This is a genomic window from Lelliottia sp. EB106-05-01-XG201 (genome assembly GCF_058791735.1).
In genome coordinates this window covers 3049837-3072567 of record NZ_JBYTDV010000001.1, presented here as the reverse complement: position 1 = coordinate 3072567, position 22731 = coordinate 3049837, and the positions used below count along the sequence as shown (strand labels likewise).

Sequence of the window (22731 nt, the reverse complement as noted above, 5' to 3'; positions counted from 1 at the left end):
ATACAGCAACAGTGCCGGGTATCCCGGCGCTGTTGTCCGTTTTAGCAAACAGGCAGGAAATGCCTGGTACCTGGAGAGCCTTTTTTGAGCCAGGAATATACTGAAGACAAAGAAGTCACTTTAACGAAGTTAAGCAGCGGGCGCCGACTCCTTGAGGCGTTACTGATTCTTGTTGCCCTTTTTGCCGTCTGGTTGATGGCCGCCTTACTCAGTTTCAATCCTTCCGATCCCAGCTGGTCGCAAACGGCATGGCATGAACCTATCCATAATTTGGGTGGGGTGCCTGGCGCATGGCTGGCGGACACGCTCTTTTTCGTCTTTGGCGTAATGGCTTACACCATCCCGATCATTATTGTCGGCGGATGCTGGTTTGCCTGGCGTCATCGTCAGAACGAAGAGTACATCGATTACTTTGCCGTTTCGCTCCGCCTGATTGGCGCGCTGGCGCTGATCCTGACCTCCTGCGGGCTGGCGGCGATCAACGCTGATGATATCTGGTATTTTGCCTCCGGTGGCGTGATTGGCAGCCTGCTCAGCACCGCGCTGAAGCCGATGCTTCACAGCAGCGGCGGCACTATCACGCTGCTCTGCATCTGGGCCGCGGGGTTGACCCTCTTTACCGGCTGGTCGTGGGTCAGCATCGCCGAAAAACTTGGCGGCTTTATCCTTAATATTCTGACTTTCGCCAGCAACCGCACCCGTCGTGATGATACCTGGGTGGATGAAGACGAATACGAAGATGATGACTATGAAGAAGAGTCGTCGTCCGCCAACCGAACCGAATCTCGCCGCACGCGCATTATGCGCGGGGCGCTGGCGCGTCGTAAACGCGTCGCTGAAAAATTCACCAATCCTCTGGCGCGTAAAACCGATGCTGCACTCTTCTCCGGCAAACGCATGGATGATGAAGAGGATGTGACCTATACCGCAGGCGGTGTTGCCGCCGATCCGGACGACGTGCTGTTCTCCGGCAGCCGCGCGACGCCGGGCGATTTCGACGAATACGATCCGCTGTTAAACGGCCATTCCGTCACGGCACCTGTTGCCGCTGCCGCTATCGCGACGACGGCTGCGCAAGCGTATGCCGCGCCTGTAGAAGCCGTGATGCCATCCGCTCCGGTTCAGACATCGGAGCCTGCGATGCAGCAGCCGGTGGTTGACTGGCAAACGGCGCCGGGCGTTCACACGCCGGAACCGACGATTGCGCCAGAACCTGAAAGCTATGTGCCGGTTCCGCCGCAGGATCAGCAATGGCAGCAGCCGTATCAGCCTGAGCCGGTTTACGAACCACAGTACGCTGAGCCTGAACAACCGTATCAGGAATACACCCCTGAGCCAGTTCCAGAGCCGCAGATTGAGGTGGAAGAGGTCAAACCTGCTCGTCCACCGATGTACTATTTCGAAGAAGTGGAAGAGAAACGCGCCCGCGAACGTGAGCAGCTTGCCGCCTGGTATCAGCCCGTGCCTGAACCTGTCAGCGAGCCCGTTGTCGCGCCTTCGGTGACGCCACCGTTCTTTACCGCACCGGATGCTGACCCGACGGCAGCCGTGGCGCCTGTTGCAGCTGGCATTAAGCAAGCGACCGCCTCCGCGGCGGCGACCGCTGCTGCAGCCGCGCCAGTATTCAGCCTGGCCGCTGGTGGCGCGCCGCGTCCGCAGGTGAAAGAGGGCATCGGCCCGCAATTACCGCGACCAAACCGCGTGCGCGTCCCGACCCGCCGTGAGCTGGCTTCCTATGGTATCAAACTGCCTTCTCAGCGTATGGCCGAGGAGAAAGCGCGCGATCCGGATGACCTCGATGATGCCGACGAAATGCAGCAGGACGAGCTGGCTCGCCAGTTTGCCGCCCAGCAGCATCAGCGCTACGGCGAAGAGTATCAGGATCCTACGCAGGCTTATCAGCAGCAGGAAGAGGAAGACGATGCCGCCGAAGCCGAGCTCGCGCGTCAGTTCGCCGCCTCGCAGGAACAGCGTTATTCTGGCGAACAGCCAAAAAATGCGAATCCGTTCTCCCTGTCGGATTTCGAATTCTCACCGATGAAAGATCTGGTGGATGACACGCCGAGCGAGCCGCTATTTACCCCGAGCGTCATGCCAGAAGCGGAGCCACCGCGTCAGCAGTATGCTCCTGCACAACCGCAGCATGTGCCGCAGCCAGTGGCTCCCCAGCAGTATGCGCAGCCACAGCAGCCACAGCAGCCAGTTGCAGCTCCACCGCAGTATGCACAACCGCAGCAGCCTGTGGCACAGCCGCAGGAAAGCTTGATTCACCCGCTGCTGATGCGCAATGGCGACAGCCGTCCTGTACAAAGACCGACGACGCCGCTGCCGTCGCTTGATCTTTTAACCTCTCCGCCAACAGAAGTTGAGCCGGTCGATACCTTTGCCCTCGAGCAAATGGCGCGCCTGGTAGAAACGCGTCTGGCAGATTTCCGCATTAAAGCGGATGTGGTGAACTACTCTCCGGGCCCGGTCATTACTCGCTTTGAGTTAAACCTGGCGCCGGGTGTGAAAGCGGCGCGAATTTCTAACCTCTCCCGTGACCTGGCGCGTTCTCTTTCGACCGTCGCGGTGCGTGTAGTTGAGGTGATTCCGGGCAAGCCATATGTGGGCCTGGAACTGCCGAACAAGAAACGCCACACCGTTTATCTGCGCGAAGTGCTGGATAACGCCAAGTTCCGTGATAACCCGTCGCCGCTGACCGTGGTGCTGGGCAAAGATATCGCGGGCGAGCCTGTCGTTGCCGATCTGGCGAAAATGCCGCACCTGCTGGTGGCCGGTACGACCGGTTCCGGTAAATCCGTCGGTGTGAACGCCATGATCCTGAGCATGCTCTACAAAGCGCAGCCGGAAGATGTGCGTTTCATCATGATCGACCCGAAAATGCTGGAACTGTCGGTCTACGAAGGCATTCCGCATCTGCTCACCGAAGTGGTGACCGACATGAAAGACGCCGCCAACGCCTTGCGCTGGAGCGTCAACGAGATGGAACGCCGTTACAAGCTGATGTCAGCTCTTGGTGTGCGTAATCTTGCCGGTTATAACGAAAAAATTGCTGAAGCAGCGCGCATGGGTCGTCCGATTCCGGACCCATACTGGAAGCCGGGCGACAGCATGGATGCCCAGCATCCGGTGCTGGAAAAACTGCCGTATATCGTGGTGCTGGTGGATGAATTCGCCGACCTGATGATGACCGTTGGCAAGAAAGTGGAAGAGCTGATCGCCCGACTGGCGCAGAAAGCGCGTGCGGCAGGTATTCACCTGGTGCTGGCGACGCAGCGTCCGTCCGTGGATGTCATCACAGGTCTGATTAAAGCGAACATCCCGACGCGTATCGCCTTCACCGTATCGAGCAAAATCGACTCCCGTACCATCCTCGATCAAGGTGGCGCTGAGTCGCTGCTGGGGATGGGGGATATGCTCTATTCTGGCCCTAACTCCACAACGCCGGTACGTGTCCACGGTGCCTTTGTTCGTGACCAGGAAGTCCACGCCGTGGTCCAGGACTGGAAAGCGCGCGGTCGTCCGCAGTACGTCGACGGCATCACCTCCGAAAGCGAAAGCGAGGGCGGCGGTGGTGGCTTTGACGGTGGTGAAGAGCTGGATCCGTTATTCGATCAGGCAGTCAATTTCGTCACAGAAAAACGCAAAGCTTCCATTTCTGGCGTACAGCGCCAGTTCCGCATCGGTTACAACCGCGCGGCGCGTATCATCGAGCAGATGGAAGCGCAGGGCATTGTGAGCGAGCAGGGGCATAACGGTAACCGCGAAGTGCTGGCACCGCCGCCGTTCGAGTAATCTGTCGCCGATTGCAAAGATGGGTAAATCAGCAAAAATTAAGCATTTTCTTCTGTCGCCTGCCTGCGGGCAGGTCCAGAATAGAGGACAGACCCCGGTTGGGGATGACGAATTTTAAGGATCAATAATGAAAAAAATCGCCATTGTCGGAGCACTACTGACCAGCTTTGTCGCCAGCAGCGTCTGGGCCGATGCCGCAAGCGACCTTAAAAGCCGCCTGGATAAAGTCAGCAGCTTCCACGCCAGCTTCACGCAGAAAGTGACAGATGGCAGCGGCAACGCGGTGCAGGAAGGTCAGGGCGATCTGTGGGTTAAACGTCCTAATCTGTTCAACTGGCACATGACGCAGCCGGATGAAAGCATTCTGGTTTCTGACGGGAAAACCCTGTGGTTCTACAACCCGTTTGTGGAGCAGGCGACCGCCACCTTGCTGAAAGACGCGACCAGCAATACGCCGTTCATGCTGATTGCCCGCAACCAGTCCAGCGACTGGCAGCAGTACAACATCAAACAGAATGGCGATGATTTTGTGCTGACGCCGAAAGGCACTAACGGTAACCTCAAGCAGTTCACTATTAATGTGAGCAGCAACGGGACTATCAATCAGTTCAGCGCCGTTGAGCAAGATGAGCAGCGCAGCAGCTACCAGCTCAAATCTCAGCAGAATGGCGCGATTGACGCATCGAAGTTCACCTTTACCCCGCCGCAGGGCGTAACGGTGGACGATCAACGCAATAAGTAAGAGGCGTGAGTGGGCAACCTGTCGCTCGATTTTTCTGATAATGCGTTTCAACCTCTGGCCGCCCGTATGCGGCCAGAAAATTTAGCGCAGTACATTGGTCAGCAGCATCTGCTGGCTGCCGGGAAACCTTTGCCGCGCGCTATCGAAGCCGGGCATCTGCATTCGATGATCCTGTGGGGACCGCCGGGTACCGGCAAAACCACGCTGGCGGAAGTGATAGCCCGCTACGCTAATGCCGACGTCGAGCGACTTTCTGCCGTCACCTCCGGCGTGAAAGAGATCCGCGAAGCTATCGAGCGCGCCCGTCAGAATCGCAACGCCGGTCGTCGAACCATTCTTTTTGTTGACGAAGTCCATCGTTTCAATAAGAGCCAGCAGGATGCGTTCCTGCCGCACATTGAAGACGGGACCATCTTCTTTATCGGTGCCACCACCGAAAACCCCTCTTTTGAACTCAACTCGGCGTTGCTCTCGCGAGCCCGTGTCTATCTGCTGAAGTCGCTCACCACCGACGATATTGAGCAGGTTCTCACTCAGGCGATGGAAGACAGCGCGCGCGGCTACGGCGGGCAGGATATCGTCCTGCCGGATGACACCCGTCGTGCGATTGCCGAGCTGGTGAATGGCGATGCGCGCCGGGCACTCAACACGCTGGAAATGATGGCTGATATGGCCGAGCTGGACGGATCCGGCAAGCGCGTATTGAAAGCGGAGCTGCTGACTGAAATTGCCGGTGAGCGCAGCGCGCGATTCGATAACAAAGGCGACCGTTTTTACGATCTCATTTCGGCGTTCCACAAATCCGTTCGCGGCAGTGCGCCTGATGCGGCGCTCTACTGGTATGCGCGCATTATTACCGCCGGGGGCGATCCGCTGTACGTCGCGCGGCGCTGTCTGGCGATAGCCTCGGAAGATGTCGGCAATGCCGATCCGCGTGCGATGCAGGTGGCGATCTCTGCCTGGGACTGTTTTACCCGCGTCGGGCCGTCGGAAGGGGAGCGCGCGATTGCTCAGGCGATTGTCTATCTGGCCTGCGCGCCGAAAAGTAATGCCGTCTACACCGCGTTTAAAGCCGCGATGGCAGATGCGCGCGATCGTCCTGACTATGACGTGCCGGTTCACCTGCGCAATGCGCCGACCAAACTGATGAAAGAGATGGGTTACGGCCAGGAGTATCGCTACGCCCACGATGAGCCGAATGCCTATGCCGCCGGTGAGGAATATTTCCCGCAGGAAATGGCACAAACGCGCTATTATCGCCCGACCAACAGAGGTCTTGAAGGTAAGATTGGCGAAAAGCTCGCCTGGCTAACCGGACAGGATCAAAATAGCCCTATAAAACGCTACCGTTAGCGCGATCGTTGCGGTAATGTTGGCAATGTATCCCTGTGACCGCAGGCTGTGGTCACTTTTCCTCATTTTAATTCGATAAGCACAGGATAAGCATGCTCGATCCCAATCTGCTGCGTAACGAGCCAGACGCAGTCGCTGAAAAACTGGCACGCCGGGGCTTTAAGCTGGATGTAGATAAGCTGCGCGCTCTTGAAGAGCGTCGTAAAGTTCTGCAGGTACAAACTGAAAATCTGCAGGCTGAGCGTAACTCTCGATCGAAATCCATCGGCCAGGCGAAAGCACGCGGGGAAGACATTGAGCCATTGCGTCTGGAAGTGAACAAACTGGGTGAAGAGCTGGATCAGGCGAAAGCTGAACTCGACGTTCTTCAGACCGAAATTCGTGATATCGCCCTGGCGATCCCGAACATTCCTGACGATAGCGTTCCTGTCGGTAAAGACGAAAACGACAACGTGGAAGTGAAGCGCTGGGGCACCCCACGTGAATTCGACTTCGACGTTCGCGACCACGTCACGCTGGGCGAGATGCATGCGGGCCTGGATTTTGCCGCCGCCGTTAAGCTGACCGGTTCTCGCTTTGTGGTGATGAAAGGCCAGATCGCGCATCTGCACCGTGCGCTGGCACAGTTCATGCTGGATCTGCACACCGAACAGCACGGCTACAGCGAAACTTACGTTCCGTATCTGGTTAACCACGATACGCTGTACGGTACAGGCCAGCTGCCGAAGTTTGCCGGCGATCTGTTCCACACCCGTCCGCTGGACGAAGAAGCAGACAGCAGCAACTACGCGTTGATCCCAACTGCAGAAGTGCCGCTGACCAACCTCGTTCGTGATGAAATCATCGACGAAGACGATCTGCCGATCAAACTGACCGCGCACTCTCCGTGCTTCCGCTCTGAAGCGGGTTCCTACGGTCGTGATACCCGTGGCCTGATCCGTATGCACCAGTTCGACAAAGTCGAGATGGTTCAGATTGTTCGCCCGGAAGAATCAATGGATGCGCTGGAAGAGATGACCGGCCATGCAGAGAAAGTGCTGGAGCTGCTGGGTCTGCCGTACCGTCGTATGGCGCTGTGCTCTGGTGATATGGGCTTCGGCGCATGCAAAACCTACGATCTGGAAGTGTGGGTCCCGGCGCAGAATACCTACCGCGAGATCTCTTCCTGCTCTAACGTCTGGGATTTCCAGGCGCGCCGTATGCAGGCTCGCTGCCGCAGCAAATCTGACAAGAAAACCCGTCTGGTTCATACCCTGAACGGTTCTGGTCTGGCTGTGGGTCGTACGCTGGTTGCGGTGCTGGAAAACTACCAGCAGGCCGACGGTCGTATCGAGATCCCTGAAGTGCTGCGCCCTTACATGAAAGGCCAGCAGTACATCGGCTGATTTGCCGTAAAACAAAAAAGCGCCTGATGGCGCTTTTTTTATGCCTCCGTTTTGACGCCAGACAATAACTCACCCCCCTAAAGTAGTAATACTCACCTCACTTATTATTAGCATAAAAATCTAGTAACGAAGAAATTCGTTATATAAAAACCTATATAGCGGTGTCATCCGCATCTTATTTTTTTGTGAGCAACCAAAGTGAGTTTCTATGAAAATCAAAGCGCCTGATGCTCTACTGGCTGCCGAGGTGAGTCGTCGCGGGTTAGTGAAAACCACGGCGATTGGCGGTCTCGCTGTCGCCAGCAGCGCGTTCTCTCTGCCTTTTTCACGTATGGCATCGGCGGCGGAAGCTATCGCGCCGATGAGCGCCCCGGAAAAAGTGGTCTGGAGTGCCTGTACCGTTAACTGTGGTAGCCGTTGCCCGCTGCGTATGCACGTCGTCGATGGCGAAATCAAATATGTCGAAACCGATAACACCGGGGATGATAACTACGAAGGGTTACATCAGGTTCGCGCCTGCCTGCGCGGGCGTTCGATGCGCCGTCGCGTTTACAACCCGGACCGCCTTAAATACCCAATGAAACGCGTGGGTAAACGGGGTGAAGGTAAGTTTGAGAAAATCAGCTGGGAAGAGGCCTTTGACACCATCGCCGGGAACATGCAGCGACTGATCAAAGAGCACGGCAACGAGTCCATCTACCTGAACTACGGCACCGGCACCCTCGGTGGCACCATGACGCGCTCATGGCCACCGGGAAAAACGCTGATCGCTCGTCTGATGAACTGTTGTGGCGGCTATCTCAATCACTACGGTGACTACTCTTCCGCACAGATTGCCGAGGGTCTGAACTACACCTACGGCGGCTGGGCCGACGGCAACAGCCCGTCAGATATCGAAAACAGCAAACTGGTGGTTCTGTTTGGTAACAACCCGGGTGAAACGCGTATGAGCGGCGGCGGGGTGACCTACTACCTCGAACAGGCGCGCGCAAAATCCAACGCCCGAATGATCATCGTCGATCCGCGTTACACGGATACTGGTGCCGGACGTGAAGACGAATGGATCCCGATTCGTCCGGGGACCGATGCCGCGCTGGTGAATGCGCTGGCGTGGGTGATGATCACCGAAAACCTCGTCGATCAGCCGTTCCTCGATAAATACTGCGTCGGTTACGACGAGAAAACGCTGCCAGCCAGCGCACCCGCCAATGGTCACTACAAGGCATACATCCTTGGACAGGGCAGTGATGGCGTAGCGAAAACCCCTCAATGGGCGTCGACTATCACCGGTATTCCTGTCGAGCGCATCGTGCAGCTGGCGCGAGAAATTGGCTCGGCGAAACCGGCCTACATCAGCCAGGGCTGGGGCCCGCAGCGTCACGCGAACGGTGAAATCGCCACTCGCGCCATTTCGATGCTCTCCATTTTAACCGGCAACGTCGGCATCCACGGCGGCAACTCCGGCGCGCGCGAAGGCTCTTATGAAGTGCCGTTCGAACGTATGCCGACGCTGGAAAACCCGGTTCAGACCAGTATCTCCATGTTTATGTGGACGGATGCGATTGAACGCGGCCCGGAAATGACGGCGCTGCGCGACGGTGTGCGCGGGAAAGACAAGCTGGACGTGCCGATCAAGATGATCTGGAACTATGCGGGCAACTGCATTATTAACCAGCATTCGGACATCAACCGCACCCACGACATCCTTCAGGACGACAAAAAATGCGAGCTGATTGTGGTGATCGACTGCCACATGACCTCCTCGGCCAAATATGCCGATATCCTGCTGCCGGACTGCACCGCTTCCGAACAGATGGACTTCGCGCTGGATGCTTCCTGCGGAAACATGTCCTATGTCATCTTCACCGACCAGGCGATCAAACCGCGCTTCGAATGCAAAACCATCTATGAGATGACGACGGAACTGGCTAAACGCCTTAGCGTGGAGCAGCAGTTCACCGAAGGGCGCACTCAGGAAGGGTGGATGCGTCATCTGCATGAACTCTCCCGCAAGGCGATGCCAGAACTGCCCGATTTTGACACCTTCCGCAAGCAGGGGATGTTCAAGCAGCGCGATCCGGAAGGGCACCATGTGGCGTACAAAGCCTTCCGCGAAGATCCGCAGGCGAACCCGCTGACCACCCCGTCGGGCAAAATCGAGATCTACTCCGAAGCGCTGGCAAAAATTGCCGCCAGCTGGGAATTGCCGGAAGGCGACGTGATCGATCCACTGCCGATTTACACCCCAGGGTTTGAAAACTATAACGATCCGCTGACGGCGAAATACCCGCTGCAGCTGACCGGTTTCCACTACAAAGCCCGCGTTCACTCCACCTACGGTAACGTCGACGTTCTGAAAGCGTCCTGTCGTCAGGAGATGTGGATGAACCCGATGGATGCGCAGAAGCGCGGCATCGCCAACGGTGACCGTATTCGTATCTTCAACGATCGCGGCGAAGTGCACATCGAAGCGAAAGTGACGCCTCGCATGATGCCTGGCGTGGTCGCGCTGGGGGAAGGGGCCTGGTACAACCCGGATGCCAATCGCATCGACCAGGCAGGCAGCATTAACGTGCTGACCACGCAGCGCCCGTCGCCACTGGCGAAAGGTAACCCGTCCCACACGAACCTCGTTCAGGTTGAAAAGGTATAAGGAGTAACCGATGACTACCCAGTATGGATTTTTCATTGATTCCAGTCGTTGCACCGGTTGCAAAACCTGCGAGCTGGCTTGTAAAGATTACAAAGACTTAACCCCGGACGTCAGCTTCCGTCGTATTTACGAATACGCGGGCGGCGACTGGCAGGAGGACAACGGCGTCTGGAATCAGAACGTGTTTGCCTACTACCTGTCGATTGCCTGTAACCACTGCGAAGATCCGGCCTGCACCAAAGTCTGTCCGAGCGGCGCGATGCATAAGCGTGAAGACGGTTTTGTGGTGGTGGACGAAGATGTCTGTATCGGCTGTCGCTACTGCCATATGGCCTGTCCTTATGGTGCGCCGCAGTACAACGCGGCGAAAGGTCACATGACCAAATGCGACGGCTGCCACACGCGCGTTGCGGATGGCAAAAAACCGATCTGCGTAGAGTCCTGTCCCCTGCGTGCGCTCGATTTTGGTCCTATTGAAGAACTGCGTCAGAAACACGGTCAGCTCGCGGCTGTCGCGCCGCTGCCGTCTGCGCACTTCACCAAGCCAAGTATCGTCATTAAACCGAATGCTAATAGCCGTCCGACGGGTGATACCACCGGCTACCTGGCTAATCCGAAGGAGGTGTGAGATGGGAAGTGGATGGCATGAATGGCCGTTAATGATTTTCACCGTCTTCGGACAGTGCGTGGCGGGCGGGTTTATCGTCCTGGCGCTGGCTTTGCTCAAAGGTGATTTACGCGCTGAGCAGCAACAGCGTCTGATCCTGAGCATGTTTGGGTTGTGGGTGCTGATGGGGATTGGCTTTATCGCCTCGACCCTGCACCTGGGATCGCCGCTGCGCGCCTTTAACTCCCTGAACCGGATCGGTGCCTCTTCGCTCAGTAATGAAATCGCGAGTGGGGCGATCTTCTTTGCTATCGGTGGCCTTGGCTGGCTGCTGGCAGCACTGAAGAAACTGCCGTCCGGGCTGCGCGGTGTGTGGTTGATTGTGACCATGGTGCTCGGAGTGGTGTTCGTGTGGATGATGGTGCGCGTTTACAACACCATCGATACCGTTCCGACCTGGTACAGCGTCTGGACGCCGATGAGCTTCTTCCTGACCATGTTCATTGGCGGTCCGCTGCTGGGCTTCCTGCTGTTGCGTGTGGCAGGCGTTGATGGCTGGGCAATGCGCCTGCTGCCTGCGGTATCGCTGCTGGCGCTGGTGGTCAGTGCGATGGTGGCGCTGATGCAGGGCGCTGAGCTGGCGGCTATCCATAGCTCTATTCAGCAAGCCTCTGCGCTGGTACCGGATTACGGTTCGCTGATGGCCTGGCGTATCGGGCTGCTGGTCGCGGCGCTGGCCTGCTGGGTGATCCCGCAGGTGAAAGGTTATCAGCCTGCGGTTCCGCTCCTGTCACTGGCCTTTGTGCTGGTGCTGGCAGGGGAGCTGATTGGTCGCGGTGTCTTCTACGGCCTGCATATGACAGTCGGTATGGCTATCGCCAGTTAATCAATCGTTTCGTTATATCGAGCCGGGGCAAACGCTCCGGCTTTTTTATTTTCTATCATGAAATTTTTCTACTGAGCGCAGGTATTTATTTGCCTCAGAGATGAATAAAAACAATCAGATAATTATTACGTATTCTATTGGATGCGTAAGGAGGATGAATTTTTTAAATCGAGAGAGAACAAATCGTGCGAGGCCGCTAACTGCATGGATTGACTTTGTTTTTGCCGGTGGCATGATGCGCTCGAAATCTTTACTTCCTCACGGTTTTTACCCATGACCACCTATACCCGCCCAGTGCTCCTTTTGCTCTGTGGCCTGCTTTTGTTGACCCTGGCGATAGCGGTATTAAATACCCTTGTCCCGCTTTGGCTCGCCCATGAAAACCTCCCGACGTGGCAAGTGGGCATGGTCAGTTCCTCCTATTTTACCGGTAATCTGCTGGGTACTTTGCTGACCGGTAAATTAATCAAACGCTTTGGTTTCAACCGCAGCTATTATCTGGCTTCGCTGATTTTTGCGGCCGGATGTGTTGGCCTGGGCGTGATGATGGGGTTCTGGAGCTGGATGACCTGGCGTTTTATCGCGGGCGTTGGCTGCGCGATGATCTGGGTGGTGGTGGAAAGCGCGCTGATGTGCAGCGGCACGTCCCGTAATCGTGGTCGCCTGCTGGCCGCGTACATGATGGTCTATTACGTGGGGACGGTGCTGGGTCAGTTGATGATCAGCAAACTGCCGACCGATTTAATGAGCGTCCTGCCGTGGGTGACTGGCATGGTGCTGGCAGCGATTCTGCCGCTGCTGTTTACCCGGATCGTGAACCAGAGCAGTGAGCATCAGGAAGCGACGCATGTCTGGCCGATGCTCAGATTACGCCATGCGCGCCTCGGTATTAACGGCTGCATCATCTCCGGGATTGTGTTGGGTTCCCTGTACGGACTGATGCCGCTCTATCTGAACCATAAAGGGGTGAGTGATTCCAGCATTGGCTTCTGGATGGCGGTGATGGTCAGCGCGGGTATTGTGGGCCAGTGGCCGATTGGTAAGCTGGCCGATAAATTTGGCCGTCTGCTGGTGCTGCGCGTGCAGGTTTTTGTGGTAATCATGGGCTGTCTGGCGATGCTTGGCAGTGCGGCGATGGCGCCCGCGCTGTTTATTCTCGGTGCGGCGGGCTTTACGCTCTATCCGGTGGCGATGGCCTGGGCCTGTGAGAAGGTTGAGCACCATCAGCTGGTGGCGATGAACCAGGCGCTGCTGCTGAGCTACACCATCGGCAGCCTGCTGGGCCCCACGTTTACCGCGATGCTGATGCAAAGCTATTCCGATAATCTGCTGTTTATCATGATCGCCAGCGTGTCGTTTATCTATCTCCTGATGCTGCTGCGCAAAGCGGGCGAGCATCCGACGCCAGTGGCACACGCCTGATACAAAAAAGCCCGGTGCAGATGCCCGGGCTATTGTTTTAGTACATCACCTTGTGACCGTACTGTTCGAGAATACCTTTCACGCGTTCCATCGTCTCTTTCTTCGGCGGCTTCACGCCGTCGAGCTTGTACTCTTCGCCCATCGCCACCCATTTGTGTTTGCCCAGCTCGTGGTAGGGCAGGAGCTCGATTTTCTCGACGTTGCCCATGTCGCGGGTGAATTCACCGAGGCGATGCGCAGAGTCGTCATCGTCTGACCAGCCCGGAACAACCACATAGCGGATCCAGACGTTAATATTTTTGTTGGCCAGGTAGCGGCAAAACTCCAGCGTACGATGGTTCGATACGCCGACCAGGTTCTGGTGGATTTCGTCGTTCATCTGTTTCAGATCGAGCATCACCAGATCCGTCACTTCCAGCAGTTCATCAATCACCGGGTCGTAGCGACGCACAAAGCCGTTGGTATCGAGGCAGGTGTGGATACCTTCTTTGCGACAGGCGCGGAACCAGTCACGGACAAACTCGGCCTGCAGGATGGCTTCGCCGCCTGACGCCGTGACGCCGCCGCCGGACGCATTCATAAAGTGGCGATAGGTCACTACTTCTTTCATGAGCTCTTCAACGGTGACCTCTTTGCCGCCGTGCGTATCCCAGGTGTCGCGGTTGTGACAGTACAGGCAGCGCATCAGGCAGCCCTGGAAGAAGGTGATAAAGCGGATGCCTGGGCCATCGACAGTGCCACAGGATTCAAAGGAGTGAATGCGACCAATAGTTGACATTGCGGTGATATCTCCATATTCGGCCCGTCCGGGGCCTGTTTATGTGCATAGCTCATCGGCTATGTCGAGTCTGTTTTGGCTGTTATCCATTAAGTATATAGACAGCGGCCAAAAGAGACTGGTTTGGAGAAGGTGTTAAAAAGGCCCCACTGATGTGGAGCCTTTATTGTACGCTTTTTACTGCGTGATTTCAGTCAATTCCAGTTAGATGGATTGAGTGAAAGTACGGGTGATAACGTCCTGCTGCTGTTCTTTAGTCAGGGAGTTAAAACGTACTGCGTAGCCAGATACGCGGATGGTCAGCTGCGGATATTTTTCCGGGTTTTCCATCGCGTCGAGCAGCATTTCACGGTTCATCACGTTCACGTTCAAGTGCTGACCACCTTCGATGGAAGATTCGTGATGGAAGTAACCGTCCATCAGACCTGCCAGGTTGGTTTTACGCACTTCGTCGTCTTTACCCAGCGCATTTGGAACGATAGAGAAGGTATAAGAGATACCATCTTTCGCGTAAGCAAACGGCAGTTTAGCAACGGAGGTCAGAGAGGCAACAGCACCTTTCTGGTCACGACCGTGCATTGGGTTAGCACCTGGACCGAATGGCGCGCCAGCACGACGACCGTCTGGGGTGTTACCGGTTTTCTTACCGTACACAACGTTAGAAGTGATGGTCAGAACAGACTGAGTCGGGATAGCGTTGCGGTAGGTAGTCAGTTTCTGAATTTTCTTCATGAAACGTTCAACCAGGTCAACGGCCATGTCATCAACGCGAGAGTCGTTGTTACCAAACTGCGGGTATTCGCCTTCGATTTCGAAGTCAGTCGCCAGACCATCTTCGTCACGAATTGGTTTAACTTTCGCATATTTGATTGCAGACAGGGAGTCAGCTGCAACGGACAGACCTGCGATACCACATGCCATGGTGCGAACCACGTCACGGTCGTGCAGAGCCATCAGAGACGCTTCGTAGCTGTACTTGTCGTGCATGTAGTGGATGATGTTCAGGGCGGTGACATACTGCTTAGCCAGCCAGTCCATGAAGTGATCCATACGGTCCATGACTTCGTCGAAGTTCAGAACGTCGCCTTTGATTGGTTCAGATTTAGGACCAACCTGGATTTTCAGTTTTTCGTCCACGCCGCCGTTGATTGCATACAGCATGGTTTTCGCGAGGTTAGCACGCGCACCGAAGAACTGCATTTGCTTACCAACAACCATTGGGCTTACGCAGCAAGCGATAGCGTAGTCGTCGTTGTTGAAGTCAGGACGCATCAGATCATCGTTCTCGTACTGCAGAGAAGAGGTATCGATGGAGACTTTAGCCGCGAATTTCTTGAAGTTCAGAGGCAGTTTTTCAGACCACAGAACAGTGATGTTCGGTTCCGGAGACGGGCCCATGGTGTACAGGGTGTTCAGGAAACGGAAGCTGTTTTTGGTTACCAGAGTACGGCCGTCAACGCCCATACCGCCGATAGATTCAGTTGCCCAGATTGGGTCACCGGAGAACAGCTCATCGTATTCTGGGGTACGCAGGAAGCGAACCATACGCAGTTTCATGACCAGGTGGTCAATCATTTCCTGTGCATCTTGCTCGGTGATTTTGCCTGCTTTGATGTCACGTTCGATGTAAGCATCCAGGAAGGTGGATACGCGACCGAAGGACATTGCTGCGCCGTTCTGAGATTTAACCGCGGCCAGGTAGCCGAAGTAAGTCCACTGAATAGCTTCCTGAGCGTTGGTTGCCGGACCAGAGATATCGCAGCCATATTTAGCGGCCATTTCTTTGATCTGACCCAGCGCACGGTGCTGTTCAGAGATCTCTTCGCGCAGACGGATAGTCGCTTCCAGGTTTACGCCGTTTTCCAGGTCAGACTGCAGGGACAGGAACTGTGCGTATTTGTCTTTCAGCAGGAAGTCGATACCGTACAGAGCAACACGACGGTAGTCACCGATGATACGACCACGGCCATACGCATCTGGCAGACCGGTCAGAACACCGGATTTACGGCAGTTCAGGATGTCTTTGGTGTAAACGTCAAACACGCCCTGGTTGTGAGTTTTGCGGTATTCGCTGAAGATTTTTTTCAGCATTGGGTCCAGTTCGCGATCGTACGCTTTGCAGGAACCTTCAACCATTTTGATGCCACCGAACGGAATAATCGCACGTTTCAGTGGTTTTTCAGTCTGCAGACCAACGATTTTCTCAAGCGCTTTGTTGATGTAGCCAGCGTCGTGAGAAGTGATGGTAGAAGCAACGGAAGTATCGAAGTCAACTGGCGCGTGAGTGCGGTTTTCCAGTTTGACGCCTTCCATTACATTGTCCCACAGCTTGGTTGTTGCGTCAGTTGCACCAGCCAGGAAAGACTCGTCGCCTTCATATGGGGTATAGTTTTTCTGAATGAAGTCGCGTACGTTGACTTCTTTCTGCCAGTCACCTTTCGCAAAACCTTCCCAGGCTGTGGCTAACTTTTCATTAAGCTCGGACATGTGATACCTACCTTCTTAAGTGGATTTTTCTTTACTGCCTGAGAAACCATCAATGATGATTGTCGCCACGCAGGTAAATGACCCAGTATGTCAACCCAACCAGCAGACCCCCACCGATAATGTTCCCAATAGTGACAGGGATCAGGTTATCTGTGATGAAGTTCATAATAGTCAGGTGAGAGAAACTTTCCGGGGTTGAACCAACAGCAGTCCAGAACTCCGGGCTCGCAAAGTTACGGATTACAATACCCATCGGGATCATAAACATGTTTGCGATACTGTGCTCAAAGCCGCTGGCAACGAACATCGCAACCGGCAGAACCATAATCATGGCTTTGTCCATCAGGCTGCGGCCAGAGTAGCTCATCCAGACGGCCAGGCAGACCATCAGGTTTGCGAGGATGCCGAGAGCGACGGCTTCGATAAAGGTGTGATGCATTTTGTGGTCAGCGGTTTGCAGGACGTTCAGTCCCCAGCCACCGTTGGCGGTCATATACTCGCCAGATAACCACATCAGCAGAACAAAGAGTAAACAGCCAATCAGGTTGCCAACGTAGACATTAATCCAGTTGCGCGCCAGCTGACCCCAGGTGATTCTTCCGCTCGCTTTAGCCACCACGATAAGTACCGTTGAGGTAAAGAGGTCGGCGCCGCAGATGACGCACAGAATCAAGCCCAGTGAGAAACAGATACCGCCAATCAGTTTCGCAATACCGAAAGGCATCGCAGCAGTACCGGTGGTAGCAGTGATGTAGAAGACGAAAGCGATGGAGATGAACACACCAGCGGTGATCGCCAGATAGAACGTCGTCATCGGGTGCTTCGTTGCTTTATAGACACCCGCTTCTTCGGCAACTTTGGCCATCGCAGCTGGGAGTATTAGATCAAAAGGGTTGTCAGCTTTCACACTAACTCTCTCTTTATTAAGTCGGCGACGAGATACTAACAAAGCATTATAGAAGAGAAATTGATATAGATCATATCTCGCCTGGCTTATAGGCCCGCAAAGCGCATGGTTTTGCAGCGATTGCGGAGTAAGTTGTTGATTATCCGTATAAAAATAAATTTTAAAAGTTATGAAAAGAGTTGAATAATTTCCTGAAACCTCTCCCAAAGCAGTTAATTAAAATGGAGTAATTACCCTAAAAAGTAACAGCAAAGCCCAGGTAAACATAATTATATTTACCTGTATTTAACTTTATTATTACAATCAATATTCATTGCAAAAGAAATAAAAAAACGGGGCAATGAAATTGCCCCGTAATATAGCCCAGACGCGTGAGTACGCCTACTGCCAGTAGTACTATATGCGCTTATTTTGACCAGTAAGCGGCTTTGGCACGCTGCAGTTTTTCATAAGCTTTCAGCAGCGACTGATGTGCCGGGAAGGCTTTCAGATCTTTATCAACCGCCTGAAGGCCGTAGAACGGCGCTTCACCGCTCAGCGCGGCGCTTGCCGCTTCGACAGCCTCTGCGCCGTACATACGCACGAAGGCATTCAGATATTGCAGCGGCTGACGATCTTCTTCCTGCGAGAGCAACAGCAGCGTTTGCAGGCAGCGGTAATAATTGGCGCGCTCCGGGCTGAATACCGACTGGTTGTATTCGATAGTCCATTCCGTCCAGGCCAGGGCCTGATCCAGATCGCCACCGGCCAGGGCCAGCATCGATTTCAGCTCGCCAACACGCAGGGTGTACCAGCCGTTGTCTTTGCCGGTTGCCAGACCCAGCAGCTCACGTACGCGGGTGAGATCGTCGTGGCCTTCGTCGTCCAGTTGGGCGATCAGGTTCAGATAATCGTCTTTTTCCCACTCACTACCCGGCAGCGCCAGCAGCGTTTCACGCAGATGGCTGCCCATGCTGTTGTTCGCCAGCCACAGATCTTCCGCCGGATAGATGTCGGACATGCCCGGAACGATAATGCGGCAGGCGAAGACGCTCAGGTGCTCGTAATCCGCGATGTACACTTCTTTATCTTCCGCCTTGAAGATGGCCATCAGCGTGGCGAACTCTTCTTCTGTGGTGCCGGAGAAATTCCAGTCCACGAACGGATAGTCCGCGTCCTGCTTGAACATATCCCAGGAGATCAAACCGCTGGAATCGATAAAGTGGGTTTCGAGGTTGGTGTGTTCGCCCACTTCTTCGTCATCAAACGTTGGCGGGGTAAAGACGTCGAGATCTTTCAGGCTACGGCCCTGCAGCAGCTCGGTGACGGTACGTTCCAGCGCCACGCCGAAGTCCGGGTGTGCGCCAAACGACGCGAAGCAGGTGCCATTCGCCGGGTTAAACAGAACGACACAAATCACCGGGTATTTGCCGCCCAGAGAGCCGTCGTAGGCGAAGATTGGGAAACCTTCTGCTTCCAGTTTGGCGATGGATTCCACCACACCCGGATAGCGCGCCAGCACCTCGCTCGGGATCTCCGGCAGGCTGATGGACTCAGCGATAATGCGGTTTTTGATATGACGCTCAAACACCTCGGACAGACCCTGCACGCGGGCTTCGTTGCGGGTATTACCGGCGGACATGCCGTTGGAGACGTACAGGTTGCCGACGATGTTCATCGGGATGTAGACGGTCTGATCGTCAGACTGGCGGGTGAACGGCAGGGCGCAGATGCCACGCTCGTCGTTGCCAGACTGCAGATCCACCAGCATGCCGGCGGTCAGTTCATTATCAGGATCGTAGAACTTGCGCAGACGCGCGTCGAGAATGCCTTCTGGCAGCTCGTCATCTTCCGTCAGCGGGAACCATTTTTCGTTCGGATAGTGCACGAACGGGCCGTTGGCGATGGTATCGCCCAGCCAGAAATCGGCGAAGAAGTAGTTGGTGGACAGGCGCTCAAAATACTCACCCAGGGCAGAAGCGAGAGCCGCTTTTTTGGTGGCGCCTTTACCGTTGGTAAAGCACAGCGCACAGTCGGTGTCGCGAATATGCACAGACCAGACGTGAGGAACCGGGTTGAGCCAGGAGGCTTCTTCGATATTAAAACCCAGGTCGGTCAGTTTTTGCTGGAAGCGAGCGATGGAATCTTCCAGTGCGGCGTCTTTGCCGGGGATAAATGTTTGAGTCATGGCGATCACTTTTATCGTACGTAAAGCGCGCAATGATACGGGTTTTGCGTGACAGGCGCTATCTTCGCGAGGAGAACAGCGAAAATAAAAGAGTCAGCTATGCTTATCAACAGTAACTTACTGTTAAGGCAAATAAAAATGAAAGCGTTCGATCTTCACCGGATGGCGTTCGACAAAGTGCCGCTGGAGTTTTTAGGCGAAGTGGCGTTGCGCAGTCTCTATACCTTTATTCTGGTCTTTCTGTTTCTCAAAATCACCGGACGGCGCGGCGTACGGCAGATGTCGCTCTTCGAGGTGCTGATCATCCTCACCCTCGGTTCTGCGGCGGGTGACGTGGCCTTTTATGACGACGTGCCGATGATTCCGGTGCTGATCGTGTTTGTCACTCTGGGTTTGCTCTATCGCCTGGTGATGTGGCTGATGTCGAAAAGTGAAAAAATCGAGGATCTGCTGGAAGGGAAACCGGTGGTGATTGTCGAAGAGGGCCAACTGGCTTGGGAGAAAGTTCGCAGCGCGAATATGACGGAATTTGAGTTTTTCATGGAGCTGCGCTTAAACAGCGTGGATCAGCTGGGGCAGGTGCGGCTGGCGATCATGGAAACCAACGGGCAGATCAGTGTCTATTACTACGACGACGCCGACGTCAAGCCAGGCCTCTGCATTTTGCCGGATGAATACGTTGAACGATTTACCACCGTTCCCGAAGCGGGAGAGTATGCCTGTCGACGCTGCAGCCATGTGCTTGCGATGCAGCCAGGCGATCACCAACTCTGCCCTCGCTGTGCAAATCCAGTATGGACGAAGGTGAGTCGGGCGAAACGCGTCACCTGACAGCCAATTTGTCGGTTTTGTGACAACGTGCTGGCAGATTGTTTTGTGTGACCGGGGGCACATTTTCTGAGGTCTTGGTTTTAGACATTGCGGCGCGTGTCACTGAATGATAAAACCGATATCCACAGTAATAACTTATGAATTTAAGCGTGGTGAGGGTAAATGGCTCAGGTCTTTAATTTCAGTTCAGGTCCGGCAATGCTACCGGCGGATGTGCTTAAACAAGCTCAGCAGGAGCTTTGCGACTGGCAGGGTCTTGGTACATCGGTGATGGAAATCAGCCACCGTGGAAAAGAGTTTATCCAGGTTGCTGAAGAGGCAGAAAAGGATTTTCGCGATCTGCTGAATATCCCCTCGAACTACAAAGTATTGTTCTGCCACGGCGGCGGGCGCGGTCAGTTTGCGGGCATTCCACTGAACCTGCTGGGTGATAAAACGACAGCGGATTACGTTGATGCCGGTTATTGGGCCGCCAGTGCGGTGAAAGAAGCCAAAAAATACTGCACCCCGAATGTTATCGACGCGAAAATCACCGTCGATGGTCTGCGTGGCGTCACCCCGATGAGTGAATGGCAGCTGTCAGACAATGCGGCGTACCTTCACTACTGCCCGAACGAAACCATCGACGGGATCGCCATTCACGAAGAGCCGAACTTTGGCGACAACGTCATCGTGACCGCTGATTTATCTTCCACTATTCTCTCTGGCCCGCTGGATGTCAGCCGCTACGGCGTGATTTATGCTGGTGCGCAGAAAAACATCGGCCCGGCCGGGCTGACGCTGGTCATCGTTCGTGAAGACCTGTTAGGTAAAGCGCATCAGGCCTGTCCATCGATTCTGGACTACACCGTCCTGAACGATAACGACTCCATGTTCAACACCCCGCCGACCTTTGCCTGGTATCTTTCTGGCCTGGTCTTTAAATGGCTGAAGAAAAATGGCGGCGTGGCGCAAATGGACAAGATTAATCAGCAGAAAGCGACTCTGCTGTACAGCGTGATTGACGGCAGTGATTTCTACCGCAATGACGTGGCCAAAGCGAACCGTTCCCGCATGAACGTGCCGTTCCAGCTTGCCGACAGCCAACTCGACAAAGTGTTCCTCGAAGAGTCCTTCGCTGCGGGTCTGCACGCGCTGAAAGGCCACCGCGTGGTGGGCGGCATGCGTGCTTCCATCTACAACGCGATGCCGCTCGAAGGCGTCAAAGCGCTGACTGATTTTATGGTCGACTTCGAACGTCGCCACGGTTAATCGCGCGAGTTTTTCACCCCCGAAGCCCGACTTCGGGGTTTTTATTATGTTGATTTGAGAGTTAAGTTTTCATGGAATCCCTGACGTTACAACCGATCGCGCGGGTAGATGGCACCATCAATCTGCCTGGTTCAAAAAGTGTCTCGAACCGCGCCCTGCTGCTGGCTGCTCTGGCAAACGGCACCACCGTCCTCACCAATCTGCTGGACAGTGATGACGTTCGCCACATGCTGAATGCGCTGAAAGCGTTAGGTGTTCACTACACACTGTCAGCCGATCGTACGCGTTGTGAAGTGACAGGCAACGGCGGAGCGCTGCAAACGACCGAAGAACTTGAGCTGTTTCTCGGTAACGCAGGTACGGCGATGCGTCCGCTGGCGGCCGCGCTGTGTCTGGGTAGCAACAATATTGTGCTGACCGGCGAGCCACGCATGAAGGAGCGCCCGATTGGCCATCTGGTGGATGCCCTGCGTCAGGGCGGCGCGCACATTGATTATCTGGAGCAGGAAAATTATCCGCCACTGCGCCTGCGCGGTGGATTTACGGGCGGTGAAGTGGCTGTGGATGGTAGCGTGTCCAGCCAGTTCCTGACGGCGCTGCTGATGACGGCTCCACTGGCCCCGCAGGATACGGTGATTACCATCAAAGGCGAGCTGGTTTCTAAGCCTTACATCGATATCACCCTGCATCTGATGAAGACCTTTGGCGTTGAAGTTGAAAACCAGGCGTATCAGCGCTTTGTGGTGCGCGGTGGGCAGGAGTACCAGTCGCCGGGCAACTACCTGGTGGAAGGCGATGCGTCATCTGCGTCCTATTTCCTCGCGGCGGGCGCGATTAAGGGCGGCACCGTTAAAGTCACCGGTATCGGTCGTAACAGCGTTCAGGGCGATATTCGCTTTGCCGACGTGCTGGAAAAAATGGGTGCCGAAATCACCTGGGGTGATGACTTTATCGCTTGCACGCGCGGTGAGCTGAACGCGATCGATATGGACATGAACCATATCCCTGATGCGGCGATGACTATTGCCACGGCAGCGCTGTTTGCCAACGGCACCACTACGCTGCGCAATATCTACAACTGGCGTGTGAAAGAGACCGATCGCCTGTTCGCGATGGCGACGGAGCTGCGTAAAGTGGGTGCCGAAGTGGAAGAGGGCGAAGACTATATTCGCGTGACACCGCCGGCCAACCTGCAGGTCGCTGAAATTGGTACTTACAACGATCACCGCATGGCGATGTGTTTCTCGCTGGTGGCGTTGTCTGATACACCGGTCACTATTCTTGATCCGAAATGCACCGCGAAAACCTTCCCGGATTATTTCGAGCAGCTGGCGCGCATCAGTACGCTTGCCTGAGTACACATGCCCGATATGAAAAAGCCGACCATGAGTCGGCTTTTTTTTGGTCCCGTTTCAAACTTTTTTAAGGATCCACAGGAGTGCTATCTTCGCGTGAACTTTGTGG

15 protein-coding genes are annotated in these 22731 nt (G+C 55.0%); 11 read left to right on the top strand and 4 right to left on the bottom strand.

What is annotated here, in order from left to right:
* The first annotated feature begins 84 nt into the window (after positions 1–84).
* The 8 genes from AC3WS9_RS14445 (at position 85) to AC3WS9_RS14410 (ending at position 12846) form a co-directional block, all read left to right on the top strand.
* The gene (locus AC3WS9_RS14445; protein ID WP_492488998.1) at positions 85–3798 is read left to right on the top strand and encodes a DNA translocase FtsK 4TM domain-containing protein; all 3714 of its coding nucleotides are present in this window, start codon (positions 85–87) and stop codon (positions 3796–3798) included.
* A 127-nt stretch (positions 3799–3925) separates the two neighbouring features.
* Positions 3926–4540: an outer membrane lipoprotein periplasmic chaperone LolA gene (gene lolA / locus AC3WS9_RS14440; RefSeq protein WP_282492360.1), complete on the top strand. Its 615-nt coding sequence runs from the start codon at positions 3926–3928 to the stop codon at positions 4538–4540.
* A 9-nt stretch (positions 4541–4549) separates the two neighbouring features.
* Positions 4550–5893, top strand: coding sequence for a replication-associated recombination protein RarA (gene rarA / locus AC3WS9_RS14435; RefSeq protein ID WP_282492361.1), 1344 nt, complete (start codon positions 4550–4552; stop codon positions 5891–5893).
* Positions 5894–5985: 92 nt separating this feature from the next.
* Positions 5986–7278 (top strand): serine--tRNA ligase, encoded by a 1293-nt coding sequence (gene serS, locus AC3WS9_RS14430; protein ID WP_100777011.1) that lies wholly within the window; start codon positions 5986–5988, stop codon positions 7276–7278.
* A 208-nt stretch (positions 7279–7486) separates the two neighbouring features.
* Positions 7487–9931, top strand: coding sequence for a dimethylsulfoxide reductase subunit A (gene dmsA / locus AC3WS9_RS14425; RefSeq protein ID WP_492488996.1), 2445 nt, complete (start codon positions 7487–7489; stop codon positions 9929–9931).
* Positions 9932–9941: 10 nt separating this feature from the next.
* Positions 9942–10559: a DMSO/selenate family reductase complex B subunit gene (locus AC3WS9_RS14420; protein ID WP_282492364.1), complete on the top strand. Its 618-nt coding sequence runs from the start codon at positions 9942–9944 to the stop codon at positions 10557–10559.
* A gap of 1 nt (position 10560) precedes the next feature.
* Positions 10561–11424 carry a dimethyl sulfoxide reductase anchor subunit family protein gene (locus tag AC3WS9_RS14415; RefSeq protein ID WP_285149142.1) on the top strand — a complete coding sequence of 288 codons (864 nt, stop codon included), beginning with the start codon at positions 10561–10563 and terminating at the stop codon, positions 11422–11424.
* Positions 11425–11697: 273 nt separating this feature from the next.
* On the top strand, positions 11698–12846 hold the full coding sequence (locus tag AC3WS9_RS14410; protein ID WP_095281432.1) for an MFS transporter: 1149 nt from the start codon (positions 11698–11700) through the stop codon (positions 12844–12846).
* Between the two features lie 37 nt (positions 12847–12883).
* On the opposite strand, the gene pflA is transcribed toward AC3WS9_RS14410, so the two are convergent.
* The 4 genes from pflA to ycaO all read right to left on the bottom strand — a co-directional run bounded on the left by pflA (position 12884) and on the right by ycaO (position 19185).
* Positions 12884–13624: a pyruvate formate lyase 1-activating protein gene (gene pflA / locus AC3WS9_RS14405; RefSeq protein WP_095281433.1), complete on the bottom strand. Its 741-nt coding sequence runs from the start codon at positions 13622–13624 to the stop codon at positions 12884–12886.
* Positions 13625–13828: 204 nt separating this feature from the next.
* Positions 13829–16111, bottom strand: coding sequence for a formate C-acetyltransferase (pflB, locus tag AC3WS9_RS14400; RefSeq protein WP_282492366.1), 2283 nt, complete (start codon positions 16109–16111; stop codon positions 13829–13831).
* 49 nt (positions 16112–16160) lie between these two features.
* A complete protein-coding gene (focA, locus tag AC3WS9_RS14395) occupies positions 16161–17018 on the bottom strand; it encodes a formate transporter FocA (RefSeq protein ID WP_133159644.1) in 858 nt (285 codons plus the stop codon).
* Between the two features lie 406 nt (positions 17019–17424).
* On the bottom strand, positions 17425–19185 hold the full coding sequence (ycaO, locus tag AC3WS9_RS14390; RefSeq protein ID WP_492488993.1) for a 30S ribosomal protein S12 methylthiotransferase accessory factor YcaO: 1761 nt from the start codon (positions 19183–19185) through the stop codon (positions 17425–17427).
* Positions 19186–19323: 138 nt separating this feature from the next.
* Here ycaO and AC3WS9_RS14385 point away from each other — a divergent pair, with 138 nt between their 5' ends.
* From AC3WS9_RS14385 to aroA, 3 genes are all read left to right on the top strand, one after another.
* Complete coding sequence (locus AC3WS9_RS14385; RefSeq protein ID WP_492488991.1) at positions 19324–20016, top strand: DUF421 domain-containing protein; 693 nt, start codon at positions 19324–19326, stop codon at positions 20014–20016.
* A gap of 162 nt (positions 20017–20178) precedes the next feature.
* On the top strand, positions 20179–21267 hold the full coding sequence (gene serC / locus AC3WS9_RS14380; RefSeq protein ID WP_285149145.1) for a 3-phosphoserine/phosphohydroxythreonine transaminase: 1089 nt from the start codon (positions 20179–20181) through the stop codon (positions 21265–21267).
* Between the two features lie 71 nt (positions 21268–21338).
* A complete protein-coding gene (gene aroA, locus AC3WS9_RS14375) occupies positions 21339–22622 on the top strand; it encodes a 3-phosphoshikimate 1-carboxyvinyltransferase (RefSeq protein ID WP_285149146.1) in 1284 nt (427 codons plus the stop codon).
* Positions 22623–22731: the final 109 nt, after the last annotated feature.

Bases quoted from the DNA above. Each gene is read 5' to 3' on its own strand.
- lolA (WP_282492360.1), top strand. From the start codon at position 3,926: ATGAAAAAAATCGCCATTGTCGGAGCACTACTGACCAGCTTTGTCGCC.
- serS (WP_100777011.1), top strand. From the start codon at position 5,986: ATGCTCGATCCCAATCTGCTGCGTAACGAGCCAGACGCAGTCGCTGAA.
- dmsA (WP_492488996.1), top strand. From the start codon at position 7,487: ATGAAAATCAAAGCGCCTGATGCTCTACTGGCTGCCGAGGTGAGTCGT.
- AC3WS9_RS14420 (WP_282492364.1), top strand. From the start codon at position 9,942: ATGACTACCCAGTATGGATTTTTCATTGATTCCAGTCGTTGCACCGGT.
- AC3WS9_RS14415 (WP_285149142.1), top strand. From the start codon at position 10,561: ATGGGAAGTGGATGGCATGAATGGCCGTTAATGATTTTCACCGTCTTC.
- AC3WS9_RS14410 (WP_095281432.1), top strand. From the start codon at position 11,698: ATGACCACCTATACCCGCCCAGTGCTCCTTTTGCTCTGTGGCCTGCTT.
- pflA (WP_095281433.1), bottom strand. From the start codon at position 13,624: ATGTCAACTATTGGTCGCATTCACTCCTTTGAATCCTGTGGCACTGTC.
- pflB (WP_282492366.1), bottom strand. From the start codon at position 16,111: ATGTCCGAGCTTAATGAAAAGTTAGCCACAGCCTGGGAAGGTTTTGCG.
- ycaO (WP_492488993.1), bottom strand. From the start codon at position 19,185: ATGACTCAAACATTTATCCCCGGCAAAGACGCCGCACTGGAAGATTCC.
- AC3WS9_RS14385 (WP_492488991.1), top strand. From the start codon at position 19,324: ATGAAAGCGTTCGATCTTCACCGGATGGCGTTCGACAAAGTGCCGCTG.
- serC (WP_285149145.1), top strand. From the start codon at position 20,179: ATGGCTCAGGTCTTTAATTTCAGTTCAGGTCCGGCAATGCTACCGGCG.
- aroA (WP_285149146.1), top strand. From the start codon at position 21,339: ATGGAATCCCTGACGTTACAACCGATCGCGCGGGTAGATGGCACCATC.